Consider the following 13,836-nt stretch of genomic DNA (forward strand, 5'->3'; position numbering starts at 1 on the left):
CCTTGTTCGACCTTCACAGATTTACTGGATTTTTAAACTGTGGTGAAGTATATAAAATCATGTTTTTCGTAACCTGAGTTTTTGAAATGGCTATCCCTCAATCCGAACTTGAAAAATTATTGAACATTGCCTTTCCAAACTCTCAAATTCTCGTCCAAGATTTAATGGGCGATCAAGACCATTATAAGGCCACCATTGTCTCGGATTTATTCCAGGGCAAAAGTCGTTTGCAACAACACCAGATGGTGTACCGCGCTTTAGGAGACGTAATGGTCTCAACACTACATGCGTTAACATTGGACACAAAAGTCCCCAGCGAAGGATCCAAAAGATGACTGAAAACCCAATTTTTGCCGAAATTCAAAATACCATTTCTGCTCATGATATTGTTCTTTATATGAAGGGCAATGCCAAATTTCCCATGTGCGGTTTTTCAGGAACCGTGATCCAAATCCTTAAAAACTTAGATGTACCCTTTTACGATGTGGACGTCCTCCAATCCCCTGAGATTCGCGAAGGTATCAAGGCATTCACCCAATGGCCCACTATTCCTCAACTCTATATCAAAGGAGAATTTGTGGGCGGTTGTGACATTGTTCGTGAGATGTTTGAAACAGGTGAATTACAAACACTTCTTAAAGAAAAAGGCGTTGTGAAAGCGTGAGTGGTCTTTGGTTTTTAAATATTTTAAAACCTACCAATAGCTATAACTACTCCTTAGATTCACCGTCCACGAAAACAACAATTTCATCTGGATGACCATAACCCAAAAGATGGCGAACTTGTTTTTCTAAAAGATCCCGATCGATACTTTCGGGACGCAGTCTTTTGACTTTTTCCTCAAGGGCTAAACGTTCGGCATTTAAAGTTTTATATTCACCTTGGATCATCTCGAGTTTTTGAGTAAGTTTAAAATAAGACCAAAGCCCACGGTCCCCTTCTAAAGAATGGTAAATAAAATAGCTAATAACAGTTATTCCCAAAAGAGGGCCAACTGCCTTTAAAAGATGCCTTCGAAGATCGCGGGTTTCTAAAATCATAATACTAATTTAAACAAAATTAAGACAAATTTGCAATATATTCCTGACCAATCGGTCATTAATCGTATTAATTAACTGATTCGAGAGAAAAAATAAAGTAGTTTTTCCCTGGAATTAGGAAGTGCGATTGGTGGTGAATTAATTGCTGCACTGGTCCCAAAGTTTAAAACAGGCCTTTTGCTCACGTATTTTCTTAGATTCGCAGCTTTGGCTTTTTGTTCTTTCAATACAATTATTTAAAATGCGATCACATGTCGTCATCTTCGTGCATACATCAATAGGTATTGTGCCTGTTATCGCCTCAGGATTTGGAGCCACGATGGCATTAGCTTTTGGACCCACAAAAAGACTGAGAAGCATAATAAAAGACCATTGCATAATTGAGGGATGAGGAGAGAAAGGATATACTGAGGAAAGTCCGAAAAGCAGGAGTGATCGAAAATGTCCTTTTTAAATCGTGAAGCCAGAGAGCGTTTAAAGAACAGTCAACTTATCCAAGCTTTTAGCCTTATCGACTGGGAGAGTGTAAAGCAAAATATGGGGAAACTAGGAAGATCTGGCTATGGCCCCAATGGGTACGTACCAGTCAATTTACTGAAGGCGTTGATTTTGCAGGCTTGGCATAGCTTAAGCGATGAGGGGTTGGAAGAAGCCTTGAGGGTTCGGTTGGACTTTATGGTCATCACGGGGTTGGAAAAGGTGCCTGATCATACGACGCTCTGTCGATTTCGCAACTTGTTGATCAGTCAAAACCTTTGGGAATACCTCCTTGCAATGATCAATTATCAACTAGAACAAAAGGGATTAAAAGTGAAAGAATCCCAAGGAGCGATTATAGATGCGACGCTTATCGAATCAGCGGCACGTCCTCGGAAAGAAATGGAGGGGATGGCTGTTGATCGTGAAGAAGACAAGGAATATGCTGTTGAAGAGCAGGTAACCCTTTCCAAAGATCCAGATGCCACATGGCTTAAGAAGGGGAAACGGAGCTATTTTGGGTACAAAGGCTTTATGGTCATTGACCAGGAGGACGGATATATTGATCAGGTTCACGTGACGCCTGCGCATGTCTCTGAAGTGAGAGAGTTGGAAGAGGTTGTGAAGAAGCGTCGAGATAAGAGGCTTTATGGAGACAAAGGGTATGCTTCCCAAGGAAACAAAGACTTGCTGAGGTCTAAGGGGATTAAGAACGGGTTGATGGAGAAAGCGAAAAGAAATAAGCCCTTAACCCATTGGCAAAAAGTATTTAACCGGATGATTTCGAAGATTCGATATAGGGTGGAACAAGGATTTGGAACCTTAAAACGAAAATTCAAATTCACGAGAGCATCCTATTTTACAACACCCAAAGTTCAAGGACAAATGGCCCTAAAAGCCATAGCCTTTAACCTCTTAAAGGCCACAAATAAGGTTGCTTATGGATAAATCAGGCGAGTTAAGTGAGTATTTGAGCAAAAAAAGAACAAAGAGACGAAGAAAAATATCATCCCCCTCAATTTAAAAAACTCAAAAATTAGCTTTTCAGGACCTCAGTTGGAATTTTTATTAATTATGCAATGGCCTTAATAAAAATTATTTTATGAGACATGATAAAAATTCCTTTCTTTTTTATAATTTTAGAATACAAAAAAATTATTAAAAAAATATTAACGTTAGCAATGATTCCCCGCATTTCATAAGATTAATGCCAGAGAAAAAATAAAGCAATTTTCGATATACTCTTGCGAACGAATGGAGCTCACGTCTTGGGTTAAGAAAACTCCGCCTTCACTTTCATAAAATTTTTGAGCGTTCACATTGTCCTTAAAGACCCATATGATGAAATGGATTTTGTGACTTTTTAAAAACCACTTACGACACCCTTTGAAGAAACTCTTTCCAATTCCACGACCTTGAAATTCATCTAAAATCTAAATAGCATGAATCTCACCCATTCTCGAAAGATCGCGGTTTAATGACTCTAAGGCAGAAGATTTTCGTGCGGGTCCCGCGCTACAAAATCCAATAATTTTCTCACTTTGAATTGCCACCAAATGCAGAATTTCATTCTGCTGGAGAAGCCTCTCCCAAAGCAAAATCCGACCATTAAGTTCGAGCGCATCCAAATACGCCTGATCTACAACACCTTTATAGGAGGATTGCCAGGTTTCAATATGTACTGTAGCGATGTCTTTCGCATCGATAATTTGAGCTTCTCGAATCACAAAATCCATTTTCTCCTCTCAAAGCTTGAAAGACAAAGAATATAACAATACTCTAGAAAATAGAAACCATTCAAGGAAACCATTATGTCTCATCCGCGTGCCCACGCCCCGCTATTCCAAATTCAGCCGTTTACAACTTCTGGGCACAATGCCTCCAATGCGTCTCCCACGATTGACCTCACGACTAACGAAGAAACGTTGGGCCCCAGCCCTCGAGTCTTAGATGCCTATCAAAATTTCTCGACTTGTCTTCACCACTATCCCGATGTCACAGCACAAGATCTTCGCAAAGCCATAGCACGTCAGTATGGCATTCCTTTTGAGAATCTTATTTGCGGGAATGGATCTGAGGAGTTTTTGTATGCGCTGCCCCGTGCGTTTTGTGCATTTGGAGATGAAGTTATTTTTTCAAAAGGGAGTTTCCCCGTTTATAAAATTGCAACACAATGCGTGAGCGCCATTCCCGTTGAAACGGCACCCCAAGATTTTCGCATTGATATTGAAGCCATATTAAAAGCAATTACGCCCCGCACAAAACTCATTTTTATTGATAATCCCGGAAATCCTTATAGTACCTATCTTCGCCAGGATGAGATTGAAAAATTAATTGAGAATACGCCCCCCTCAATTGTGATCGCGCTAGATGGGGCTTATTCAGAATATGTAACAGCGCGTGATTTTACTTCAGGGCTTGAGTTCGTCAAAACCCATCCCAATGTTATCATTTTGCGCACCTTTTCCAAGTTCTATGGATTAGCCGGCTTGAGAGTCGGATGGGCTTATGGAAGCGTCCACCTGATTGAACCTTTATTGCGACTTAAAGCCCCTTTTAATGTGGGAACTTTAGCACAAAGATTTGCGATCATCGCCCTTCAAGATCAAGAGCACGCGATAAAAGTCAGAACCACAAATCATCAAAGACGGACTCATCTTAAAAATGAACTCGAAACTTTGGGGTTTGATGTCCCCGAATCCCAATGCAATTTTTTATCCCCCGGGTTGGTATCCCAAGAAAAAATAAAAGACCTTGTTGAGTTTTTATTTCATGAGGGCATTAGCGTAAGGTCACTTGCAGGACAAGGGTTTCCCAATCGGTTCCGATTTTCGCTGAGTGTCGAGGAAAACATGCGGACTTTGATAGACGCCATATCTAATGGGCTTGTCCACAAAAAAAAGGCTTTAAGTCACTGTATTTAGATTTAGAGTCCTGCATTTATCAGTTTAATGAAGCCTTGATAAAAAGCCGGAGTCTCCTTAAAATTCCTCCTTTGTCTTGCACTCTTTTTCAAGCTCGTATATAGGTTGGGTCAGTTTTGATAAACAGCGAGATAGATTCCTAATGGCTGAAAAATTCGTACTTGACGCCGCAGCAGTGAAAAGCTTAGCCGCGATTTTGAAAGAAACAGATTTAACTGAAATTGAATACGAGGTGGGAACTCATCGCATTCGTGTTGTGCGCGAAATTCATGGAATAAGTTACGCCCCCGCACCTCACATTGTACATGCAGTGCCATCTGCGCCTCCCGCCCCTATGGAAGCCCCACAAGCTGCAGCTGCAGCTGCAGCACCCAAAGGCGACGTTATAACTTCCCCCATGGTGGGAACGGTTTATTTAGCGTCCGAGCCCGGTGCTGCGCCCTTCATTAAAGTTGGAAGTTCTGTCAAACAAGGGGATACCCTTTTGATCATTGAAGCGATGAAGGTTATGAACCCCATTCGCGCAACGAAGGACGGGAAAATTCTTGATATTCTTGCCCAAGACGCAACACCTGTTGAATTTGGAGAGCCTTTGGTTCTCATTGGGTAAGCTCAAAGGAGCCTGAAATGATTTCTAAAATTCTCATTGCCAATCGTGGTGAAGTGGCCCTTCGCATTATGCGAGCCTGTAAGGACTTGGGCATTAAAACGGTGGCCGTACACTCTACCGCCGATGAAGAGTCTATGCATGTCCGTTTGGCGGATGAAAGCGTTTGCATCGGATTAGGTCCCTCTAAAGAAAGTTACCTCAATATTCCGGCAATCTTAACCGCTGCGGATATTTCTGGCGTGGATGCGATTCACCCCGGTGTTGGATTTTTATCCGAAAATGCTGCTTTTGCTGCCATGGTCGAAGAGCATGGATTTACATTTATCGGCCCCACCCCTGAACATATTACGATCATGGGAGATAAGATCACAGCCAAGGACACCGCCATTAAATTGGGTATTCCTTGCGTTCCTGGATCCAAAGGCGCCGTTGACGCCCTTGAAGATGCCAAGACATTTGCTCGCGAAATCGGCTATCCAATTTTGATCAAAGCAGCCTCCGGCGGTGGGGGCAAGGGTATGAAAGTCGCTACTTCCGAAGCTGAGATTGAAAGTGCATTTTCACTTGCGCGCAGTGAAGCGAAAGCCAACTTTGGCAATGACGCCGTTTATATGGAGAAATACCTCTCCCATCCGCGTCATATCGAAGTTCAAATTTTGGCGGATCAACATGGCAATGTGGTGCATTTAGGAGAACGTGATTGTTCCATCCAACGCCGTCACCAAAAGGTGTGGGAAGAAGCCCGTTCGCCAGCTCTCTCTGCCGCTGAGCGTAAAGAGCTCGGTGATGTGGTTCTCAAAGCCATGAAATCTTTAGGCTATCGGGGTGTGGGAACGATTGAATTCCTTTATGAAGACGGAAAATTCTATTTCATCGAAATGAACACGCGTCTTCAGGTCGAGCATCCTATTTCAGAAATGATCACAGGCATCGATCTTGTACGAGAACAAATCAAAGTAGCTGCTGGGGAAAAACTCGCCTTCACACAAGGGGATATCACGTTTAAAGGTCATGCGATTGAGTGCCGCATTAATGCGGAACATCCTGAAACGTTCGTACCATCCCCTGGCAAAATTTTAAATTACCTAGCCCCCGGTGGGATTGGTGTTCGCATCGATAGCCATCTTTTTACGGGCTATAGTATCCCGCCCTATTATGATAGTTTGGTCGCCAAACTCATCGTTCATGGAGACACCCGTGAGGAATGTCTGGCACGTCTGCGGCGTGCTTTAAGCGAATATGTGATTACGGGAATCCAAACATTGATCCCCCTTCATCAAGAGCTTGCGAATGATCCTGATATTATTAAAGGGGAATACAATATTCATTGGCTCGAGAAATGGCTCAAGACCAAAGAAGAGATCAAAGAAGCGGCTTAATTCTAATCCTGAATTATAACGGGAATTTTCATTTGAAACACTATGTTTCCAACTGCTTTTCCAAGGACAATTGAGCCTGATTTTTTATCTGGTTCTTTAAAAAAATCGACCCAGAGGAAATTTGATTTGTCCGCATTTTGTAAATTTTGGAGACATTCCTCAAGGGTTGTTGTGGCTTCTTTTGTAGTGAATCTCTTAGTGCGTTTCAGTGCTGGTTTTGGATTATCCATTTTAATATCCATCAAACTTTGATGAACAAATAAAGATTCAAAAATCCCATGTTTGATTGACTTTTTAAATTCTGGTTCACCTTTGATTTCTAGCGTTAGATATTCATCTTCAGCAGAAATATCAAATTTTCTTTCCTTATTTAAATATTGCTTAAGCGTTGTATAAAAGGCTTTTTCACCCCTTTGATAACAATCAAATTCACTGTGCCGTACAGTATATTCAACCGCATTGAGACTGCAAAAATTAAGGATCATACAAGCTAATGTTAAACGCAGAAAATTGTTCATTTCTTTATCACCTCGAAAAAATGAATAGCTTCCAAAATGATGGTCCTACTACAATTAACTTTAAGAAACAATTAATATTCTGTAATTTTTATAATATTATAATTTTTCACAAATGAATCAACATTTTTGAGGATAGTATGACGTTTACATTTATGTAATACTAAAAATAAATTATTGATCAAAGCCATGATTGCAGAATGTTGAAAAAATCAGTTTTTTGGCAAAAACCGCTTGAATCTATTTTTCAAGACCTCAAATGCACTGCAGACGGTCTCTCAAACCATGATGCCCGCCTTAGGGAGTCAAAATTTGGTCTTAACGTCATTCGCGCTGAGGCAAAAAAAAATCAGATCATTGAATTTTTTAAATACTTCAATAGTCCTATTGTGATTCTTTTAATGATGGCGGCCCTGATTTCTGCTTTCGTTGGAGAAGCAAAAAGCGCAATTATTATCTTTGTGATTCTAATTCTAAGCGTTGTTGTAGATTACATTCAGGAAAATCGCGCCAACAAAGCTGCTGAAAAACTTAAAAAATCTGTAGCCCTACATGTCAGAGTTCTGAGGTCTGGTAAAAAAGAGATTATTCCCGCTTCAAAACTGGTGCCAGGAGATGTCATTTTCTTAGAAACCGGAAATCTCGTACCGTCTGATTGTATTCTTCTTGAGGAGAAAGATTTCTTTGTCAACCAAGCAATATTTACGGGAGAAACTTATCCCGCCAAAAAAAATGCCGCTCAAGATGCTACGAATGACTCAACAAATTTATCGGATGCCAAAAATGCTCTTTTCATGGGAAGTTCCGTGATTGGAGGAACTGCAAAAGCTCTTATCGTAAAAACAGGAGATGAGACATTTTTGGGAGGAATTAGTCATGACTTAATGAAACAAGCACCCGTCAGTGACTTTACGATTGGAATTACACGTTTTGGTTATTTTCTCATCCGATTGACTTTCTTTCTGGTCTTATTTGTTCTGATCTCCAATCTGTATTTTCAAAGACCTTGGTTAGAAAGCGTTTTATATTCTTTGGCCTTAGCGGTTGGCATTATGCCAGAGTTTTTACCAATGCAAATATCAATAGCCCTGGCACGGGGTGCTGTTTTATTGGCGAAGAAAAAAGTCATTGTTAAAAGACTTTCGTCTATTCATGACTTAGGAAGTATGGATATTTTATGTACGGATAAAACGGGGACATTAACTCAATCAAAAGTCAATATAGAGAGAACTGTTAATTTAAAGGGAGAGCCGCTTGAAAAAATTGGTCTATGTGCTTATTTAAATAGCTTCTTCCAAGCCGGCAATTCAAATCCCCTTGATCAAGCCATTTTAAAAAATTCCCACTTTGAGGTCTCGACTTATAAAAAGCTCGATGAAACGCCTTTTGATTTTGACAAACGTTATTCCTCAACGCTCTTGAGTGCACCTGAGGGGAATATGTTGATTATCAAAGGCGCTCCTGAAAATGTTTTAAAGCTGTGCAAATCTTACGAAGAAAACGGCATTGTTTTACCTTTAACGCCTGATCTTGAGAATGCAGCTTTAAGTTTGTTTCAAGAAATGAGCGGAGATGGGTTTAGAACTTTGGCTGTGGCGATAGGATCCTGCGCGCCCCAATGCATTGAAGAATTTTGGGATTCTGGAAAAACACCAACTTTTTTGGGCTTTATCACCTTTTACGATCCTCCTAAAGATAGCGCCGCTCAGTCTATAAAAGATCTAATCAATCTTGGGGTTAGTGTTAAAGTGATCACAGGCGACAATGAAGATGTGGCCCTTCACTTGTGCAAGACATTAGACATTAAAATTACTGGGACTTTAACGGGAGATCAGATGCTCAAAATGAGTCTTCCAGCCTTGCAACATAAAGTTGAGAAAACCAATCTTTTTTCAAGAGTCAATCCTTCTCAAAAAAATCAAATTATTTCGTTACTGAAACGCAATGGCCATGTCGTGGGATTTATTGGAGATGGTGTCAATGATGCTCCCTCCATTCACACCGCAGATGTGGGAATTTCCGTCGAGAATGCTGTGGATGTTGCCAAAGAAGCCTCAGACTTCATTCTCCTTCAGCGTGATTTGAGTGTTATCCATCAAGGCGTTTATGAAGGGAGGCGAACATATGCAAACCTCATGAAATACATTATGATGCTCACCAGTTCAAATCTGGGAAATATGATGAGCATGACGTTGGCTACGTTTTTATTGCCATTTATTCCCATGGCACCCGCTCAACTTTTATTAAATAATTTGCTTTATGATGTGTCTCAAATCCCTATTCCTTTGGATAATGTAGAGCCTCAAGCAGTTGCAGCACCACACAAATGGAATATAAAATTTATCCAGCGCTTTATGTTTGTATTTGGGATTATTACGTCAATTTTTGATTTGATTACTTTTTATATTATGCTCTCAATCTACAAAGCTCCAAAAGAACTTTTCCAAACGGGTTGGTTTATTGAATCCCTTGCCGCTACAGTTCTTGTCGTCTTTATTATAAGAACGCGTTTTTCACCTTTTAAAAACAAACCCAACCCTATTTTAGCTTTTTCATCTGTCACTCTTGTGGTGATAGGCGCTTTGATACCATTCACCTTTCTTGGAACTTATTTTAATTTTGAAACACCTTCTTATGCGTTTCTCGGCGCGATTATGATGATTGTTTTGAGTTATTTAATTCTGGTTGAATATGTAAAAAGATGGTTTTTTGCAAAGTGGGGAGCACCAGAGAAAATGGAATACAAAATAAAATTGGCGCGATAATTACAAATTGTTTTCTGGATTAATATTTCATCACTGGATCGAAACCTGCATATTCTGTAAAATAAATAATTAATTATAAAAACAAGGGGAAATCCGCAGATGGAGATTTTATTTTTAGGGGCCACAAAAACGGTTACAGGTTCAAAATACCTCCTGACATTTGGAGCTCAAAAAATTCTTCTGGATTGCGGTCTTTTCCAAGGTTTTAAAGGCCTTCGCCTGCGCAACTGGGATGATCTTCCTGTAAGACCTCATGATGTAGAATCTGTCATTTTAAGCCATGCCCATATTGATCATAGTGGATACATTCCCCTTCTCATTCAAAATGGCTTTCGGGGGCCTATTTATTCAACATCTGGTACCAAGGATTTATGTGCCATTCTTCTTCCGGATAGCGGGCACCTTCAAGAGGAAGAGGCCAATTTTGCTAATCGACATAACTATTCTAAGCACCATCCTGCCCTTCCCCTTTATACAAGAGAGGAAGCAGAAGATGCCCTTAAGCATTTTCAAACTAAACCTTACGACATTTCATTTTCACCAATCCCTGATCTGAATGTCAAATTCCTCAAAGCCGGCCATATTATTGGTGCTTCTATTGTGCGGATGAACTACAAGGGCACCTCTATCGTTTTTACAGGAGACCTCGGTCGCCCCAACGATATCGTCATGCGCCCTCCTGCACTTGTTGATGAAACCGATTATCTCGTTGTTGAATCGACTTATGGAAATCGTCTTCATGAAAGAGAAGATCCACGCGATCTTTTGGCAGTCGTGATTAACAGAACCGTCAAACGCGGGGGATCCATCATTATTCCATCCTTTGCCGTGGGTCGTGCACAAAATCTTCTTTATTATATTATGTCACTCAAACAACAAGATAAAATCCCAGATATCCCCGTATTTCTGGATAGTCCGATGTCCATTAATGCCACAGATATCTTTTGCAATCATTTGGGCGAGCATCGCCTCAGCGATCAGCAATGTGATCTGATGGGTAAAGGCGCTACCTATGTTCGAGAGTCTGAAGGTTCAAAAAAACTAGACAGCCACAATCTTTCACGAATCATCATTTCCGCTAGCGGAATGGCCACAGGCGGACGGATTTTACATCATCTTAAATTTTTTGCGCCAGACCCACGCAATACGATCCTTTTTACCGGATATCAAGCGGATGGAACACGAGGAGATCGTATGATCCAAGGCGAGGAGGAAATTCGAATTTTTGGTGAGATGGTGCCTCTTCGAGCTGAAGTTGTTTCTTTAAGCAATACCTCGGCTCACGCCGATTATGAAGAAATTCTGGGGTGGCTTTCGCACTTTAAGCGCCCCCCTAAAAAAACATTTATCACCCATGGATCCGAAGCCTCTGCAGAAGCCTTACGGGATAAAATCCACGAAAAGTTCGGCTGGGATTGCGTTGTCCCCAACTATTTGGATAAAGAAATTCTAAAATGAGCGAAACTTGTACAACGACATTACGGCTCAAAAATTTGGGGATTAATACGTATAAAGACGCAATCCTCTATATACGTAAGGACTGTAATGTTTGTGCAGCAGAAGGATTTGAGGTTCAGACACGTGTTCGTGTAAATTTCAAAGGACGCTCCCTCATTACAACAGTTCAAATTATCGAATCTGATTTGCTGACATATGAAGAGGCCAGTCTTTCCACTTATGCGTGGTCATATCTTCAAGCCCAGGAAGGGGAAGACCTTTTCATATTTCACCACAAGCAGCTAGCATCTTTGGGCTTTGTCAGATCAAAACTCTATGGACATACTCTGTCGCAAAATGAAATCAATGAGATCATCAAAGATATCTCTAAATCCCGTTTTTCAGACATTAATCTATCTATGTTTTTAGCCGGATGTGTGGGCGGACGCTTAAATGGGGAAGAAATTTTTTATCTCACCAATGCCATGCTTCAATCTGGATCTCGTCTGCATTGGGGATCCCAAGTTGTTGTAGATAAACATTGTGTAGGGGGGCTTCCGGGGAATCGAACAACCCTCATTGTGATTCCGATCGTAGCGGCATTTGGTTTGATGATTCCCAAAACCTCCTCACGCGCCATTACGTCTCCTGCAGGGACTGCGGATGTCATGGAGGTTTTCGCCCCTGTAGAACTCGATTTAAAATCCATGCGTCGCGTTGTTGAAAAAGAAAATGGCTGCATTATTTGGGGTGGAACTGTGTCCTTAAGTCCTGTGGATGACGTGCTCATTTCCATTGAACGCATCATGGATTTGGATAGCGAAGGGCAAATGGTGGCCTCCGTCCTCTCCAAAAAAATTGCCGCAGGATCGACAAATATCTTGATCGATATTCCTTTGGGTCCGACCGCAAAAGTCAGATCAATCTCCATGGCTAATCTTGTAAAAGCCCATATGGAAGCTATAAGCCGAAAATTTGGCATAGAAACAAAAGTTATTCTTAGCGATGGCACCCAACCCATTGGACAGGGAATCGGCCCAGCCCTTGAGGCGAGAGATGTTCTTGCCGTGCTCTCTTGCGATAAAAATGCCCCTCAAGATTTGAGAGAAAAGGCACTCCTCCTTGCAGGCGAGATTATTGAATTTTCGCCTACCATTCAAAAAGGAGAAGGTGTTAAAATCGCCCATCACATTTTAGAAAGCGGTCAAGCCCTCCAGAAATTTCAAAATATTTGTTTGGTGCAAGGTGGTTTTTCTGAAATCCCAAAAGCACACCACACACATGAAATTACCGCAGTTTCTTCAGGAATTGTCTCAAATATTGACAATCGAAGACTTGCGCGCCTTGCGAAATTAACGGGAGCCCCTCATGTAAAAGTCGCCGGCTTGGAAATTTTAGTCAAACTGGATCATTTTGTAGAACGGCACCAACCTCTCATCATTCTTCATGCTAATTCTTTGGAGCAAATCAACTATGCCCTCTCCTATTATGAGATTGAATCTGACATGATCAAAATTACAGAAATGATCTCAAGATGAATCCTATCGTATTTCAACTTTTTGAAGACACAGGACTTGCTACAATGCTTGAGCAGGAGCTTTCCTTGGAAAGAGGAAAGATCGAGATTCATGCTTTTCCCGATGAAGAAAATCTCATCCGTATAGAATCTTCCGTTAACAGGAGAAAGGTTGTTTTTGCGACCTCTCTTGATCATCCCAATCCAAAAATCCTGCCCCTTCTTTTTGCAGCAAGAACAGCACGAGATTTGGGCGCCCAAAACCTTACGCTTATAGCCCCCTATCTTCCCTATATGCGCCAAGACAAAGTCTTCCAAGAGGGTGAAGGCATCAGTTCAAAATATTTTGCAGCCCTTCTCTCTTCCCATTTTGATCATCTAATTACAATCGATCCCCATTTGCATCGGTGGCATTCCCTCCAAGATATTTATACAATGACCACTACCGTCTTACACGCAACCAAAATCATCGCCCACTGGATTCAAGGTAATGTGCAATCTCCTCTGATTCTGGGCCCTGATGGCGAAAGCACCCAATGGGTAAGTGATGTTGCTAAAATCGCACAAGCCCCTTTCTTGGTTCTTGAAAAAATCAGAACCGGGGATTTGGAAGTTAAAGTCTCAGTGCCGGACCTTGGGAGTTTTCAAAACCGCACCCCCATTCTAGTGGATGACATTATTTCTTCGGGAAAAACTATGATTCAAACTCTTGAGCATCTCAAAAAAATTGGACTTCCTTCCCCCATTTGCATTGGGATCCACGCGCTTTTTTCTAAAAGCACTTACGAGGATTTATTAAATGCCGGCGCCCAGCGTGTTATAACCTGTAATACTATCAAACATTTTTCTAATGGCATTAAGATCAACTCCCTTTTTACAAGTCATGAAATCCCATAAAACAAGGCATCCCGTTATTGCACACTCTACTTAACGCAGGCAGTCAAACTAAACAGCAGGTATTTTCCAAGAAGCTCTGGAGCGCCACACTCTTGGGGAGCGGTTTCGTCATTAACGGATTTTTTGTGAAACGTATTGTTCCCGTACTGTAGAGCATTGTAAAAAGAATGAAATCGTTAAATATGTGATTAAATCTTGTAATACCCCGTTGGATCGCATTCCCTCTTGTGAGTTCTGTTATTGGGTCTGGATGTCCTGACCGGAGTTTTGAAATCC

At 41.2% G+C, this 13,836-nt stretch carries 14 protein-coding genes; 10 read left to right on the top strand and 4 right to left on the bottom strand.

Annotated features, from left to right (window positions below; translation table 11 throughout):
• The first annotated feature begins 86 nt into the window (after positions 1–86).
• Together Bealeia2_RS07220 and grxD are read left to right on the top strand one after the other, a co-directional pair.
• Positions 87–335, top strand: a complete 249-nt coding sequence (locus Bealeia2_RS07220; RefSeq protein WP_331256375.1) for a BolA family transcriptional regulator — start codon at positions 87–89, stop codon at positions 333–335.
• Positions 332–664: a Grx4 family monothiol glutaredoxin gene (grxD, locus tag Bealeia2_RS07225; protein ID WP_331256376.1), complete on the top strand. Its 333-nt coding sequence runs from the start codon at positions 332–334 to the stop codon at positions 662–664. Before Bealeia2_RS07220 ends, grxD begins: the two co-directional genes overlap by 4 nt.
• 46 nt (positions 665–710) lie before the next feature.
• On the opposite strand, the gene Bealeia2_RS07230 is transcribed toward grxD, so the two are convergent.
• A complete protein-coding gene (locus Bealeia2_RS07230) occupies positions 711–1,040 on the bottom strand; it encodes an FtsB family cell division protein (protein ID WP_331256377.1) in 330 nt (109 codons plus the stop codon).
• A gap of 441 nt (positions 1,041–1,481) precedes the next feature.
• Here Bealeia2_RS07230 and Bealeia2_RS07235 point away from each other — a divergent pair, with 441 nt between their 5' ends.
• Complete coding sequence (locus Bealeia2_RS07235) at positions 1,482–2,465, top strand: IS5 family transposase (protein WP_331255236.1); 984 nt, start codon at positions 1,482–1,484, stop codon at positions 2,463–2,465.
• Positions 2,466–2,713: 248 nt separating this feature from the next.
• Here Bealeia2_RS07235 and Bealeia2_RS10585 read toward each other — a convergent pair whose 3' ends face one another.
• Positions 2,714–2,950: a GNAT family N-acetyltransferase gene (locus Bealeia2_RS10585; RefSeq protein WP_414437868.1), complete on the bottom strand. Its 237-nt coding sequence runs from the start codon at positions 2,948–2,950 to the stop codon at positions 2,714–2,716.
• Positions 2,951–3,253, bottom strand: a complete 303-nt coding sequence (locus Bealeia2_RS07240) for a hypothetical protein (RefSeq protein WP_331256378.1) — start codon at positions 3,251–3,253, stop codon at positions 2,951–2,953.
• Positions 3,254–3,328: 75 nt separating this feature from the next.
• Between Bealeia2_RS07240 and Bealeia2_RS07245 the strand changes: the two genes are divergently transcribed.
• From Bealeia2_RS07245 to accC, 3 genes are all read left to right on the top strand, one after another.
• Positions 3,329–4,441: a pyridoxal phosphate-dependent aminotransferase gene (locus tag Bealeia2_RS07245; RefSeq protein ID WP_331256379.1), complete on the top strand. Its 1,113-nt coding sequence runs from the start codon at positions 3,329–3,331 to the stop codon at positions 4,439–4,441.
• A 142-nt stretch (positions 4,442–4,583) separates the two neighbouring features.
• On the top strand, positions 4,584–5,051 hold the full coding sequence (gene accB / locus Bealeia2_RS07250; protein ID WP_331256380.1) for an acetyl-CoA carboxylase biotin carboxyl carrier protein: 468 nt from the start codon (positions 4,584–4,586) through the stop codon (positions 5,049–5,051).
• Between the two features lie 17 nt (positions 5,052–5,068).
• A complete protein-coding gene (gene accC, locus Bealeia2_RS07255) occupies positions 5,069–6,430 on the top strand; it encodes an acetyl-CoA carboxylase biotin carboxylase subunit (protein ID WP_331256381.1) in 1,362 nt (453 codons plus the stop codon).
• Between the two features lie 2 nt (positions 6,431–6,432).
• Here the strand turns inward: accC and Bealeia2_RS07260 are convergent, their stop codons facing one another.
• Positions 6,433–6,948 (bottom strand): hypothetical protein, encoded by a 516-nt coding sequence (locus Bealeia2_RS07260; protein ID WP_331256382.1) that lies wholly within the window; start codon positions 6,946–6,948, stop codon positions 6,433–6,435.
• Between the two features lie 197 nt (positions 6,949–7,145).
• Between Bealeia2_RS07260 and mgtA the strand changes: the two genes are divergently transcribed.
• The 4 genes from mgtA to Bealeia2_RS07280 all read left to right on the top strand — a co-directional run bounded on the left by mgtA (position 7,146) and on the right by Bealeia2_RS07280 (position 13,560).
• Positions 7,146–9,710 carry a magnesium-translocating P-type ATPase gene (gene mgtA / locus Bealeia2_RS07265; protein ID WP_331256383.1) on the top strand — a complete coding sequence of 855 codons (2,565 nt, stop codon included), beginning with the start codon at positions 7,146–7,148 and terminating at the stop codon, positions 9,708–9,710.
• Between the two features lie 99 nt (positions 9,711–9,809).
• The gene (locus Bealeia2_RS07270; RefSeq protein WP_331256384.1) at positions 9,810–11,168 is read left to right on the top strand and encodes an MBL fold metallo-hydrolase; all 1,359 of its coding nucleotides are present in this window, start codon (positions 9,810–9,812) and stop codon (positions 11,166–11,168) included.
• Positions 11,165–12,685, top strand: a complete 1,521-nt coding sequence (locus Bealeia2_RS07275) for a thymidine phosphorylase family protein (RefSeq protein WP_331256385.1) — start codon at positions 11,165–11,167, stop codon at positions 12,683–12,685. Before Bealeia2_RS07270 ends, Bealeia2_RS07275 begins: the two co-directional genes overlap by 4 nt.
• A complete protein-coding gene (locus tag Bealeia2_RS07280) occupies positions 12,682–13,560 on the top strand; it encodes a ribose-phosphate pyrophosphokinase (protein ID WP_331256386.1) in 879 nt (292 codons plus the stop codon). The genes Bealeia2_RS07275 and Bealeia2_RS07280 overlap by 4 nt, the downstream gene beginning before the upstream one ends.
• Positions 13,561–13,836 lie beyond the last annotated feature (276 nt).

The organism is Candidatus Bealeia paramacronuclearis (assembly GCF_035607555.1).
In the GTDB taxonomy this organism is placed as follows: Bacteria; Pseudomonadota; Alphaproteobacteria; order UBA9655; family UBA9655; genus Bealeia; species Bealeia paramacronuclearis.

Bases quoted from the DNA above. Each gene is read 5' to 3' on its own strand.
- Bealeia2_RS07230 (WP_331256377.1), bottom strand. From the start codon at position 1,040: ATGATTTTAGAAACCCGCGATCTTCGAAGGCATCTTTTAAAGGCAGTT.
- Bealeia2_RS07260 (WP_331256382.1), bottom strand. From the start codon at position 6,948: ATGAACAATTTTCTGCGTTTAACATTAGCTTGTATGATCCTTAATTTT.
- Bealeia2_RS07240 (WP_331256378.1), bottom strand. From the start codon at position 3,253: ATGGATTTTGTGATTCGAGAAGCTCAAATTATCGATGCGAAAGACATC.
- Bealeia2_RS07275 (WP_331256385.1), top strand. From the start codon at position 11,165: ATGAGCGAAACTTGTACAACGACATTACGGCTCAAAAATTTGGGGATT.
- Bealeia2_RS07245 (WP_331256379.1), top strand. From the start codon at position 3,329: ATGTCTCATCCGCGTGCCCACGCCCCGCTATTCCAAATTCAGCCGTTT.
- grxD (WP_331256376.1), top strand. From the start codon at position 332: ATGACTGAAAACCCAATTTTTGCCGAAATTCAAAATACCATTTCTGCT.
- accB (WP_331256380.1), top strand. From the start codon at position 4,584: ATGGCTGAAAAATTCGTACTTGACGCCGCAGCAGTGAAAAGCTTAGCC.
- Bealeia2_RS07235 (WP_331255236.1), top strand. From the start codon at position 1,482: ATGTCCTTTTTAAATCGTGAAGCCAGAGAGCGTTTAAAGAACAGTCAA.
- mgtA (WP_331256383.1), top strand. From the start codon at position 7,146: ATGTTGAAAAAATCAGTTTTTTGGCAAAAACCGCTTGAATCTATTTTT.
- accC (WP_331256381.1), top strand. From the start codon at position 5,069: ATGATTTCTAAAATTCTCATTGCCAATCGTGGTGAAGTGGCCCTTCGC.
- Bealeia2_RS07270 (WP_331256384.1), top strand. From the start codon at position 9,810: ATGGAGATTTTATTTTTAGGGGCCACAAAAACGGTTACAGGTTCAAAA.
- Bealeia2_RS07220 (WP_331256375.1), top strand. From the start codon at position 87: ATGGCTATCCCTCAATCCGAACTTGAAAAATTATTGAACATTGCCTTT.
- Bealeia2_RS07280 (WP_331256386.1), top strand. From the start codon at position 12,682: ATGAATCCTATCGTATTTCAACTTTTTGAAGACACAGGACTTGCTACA.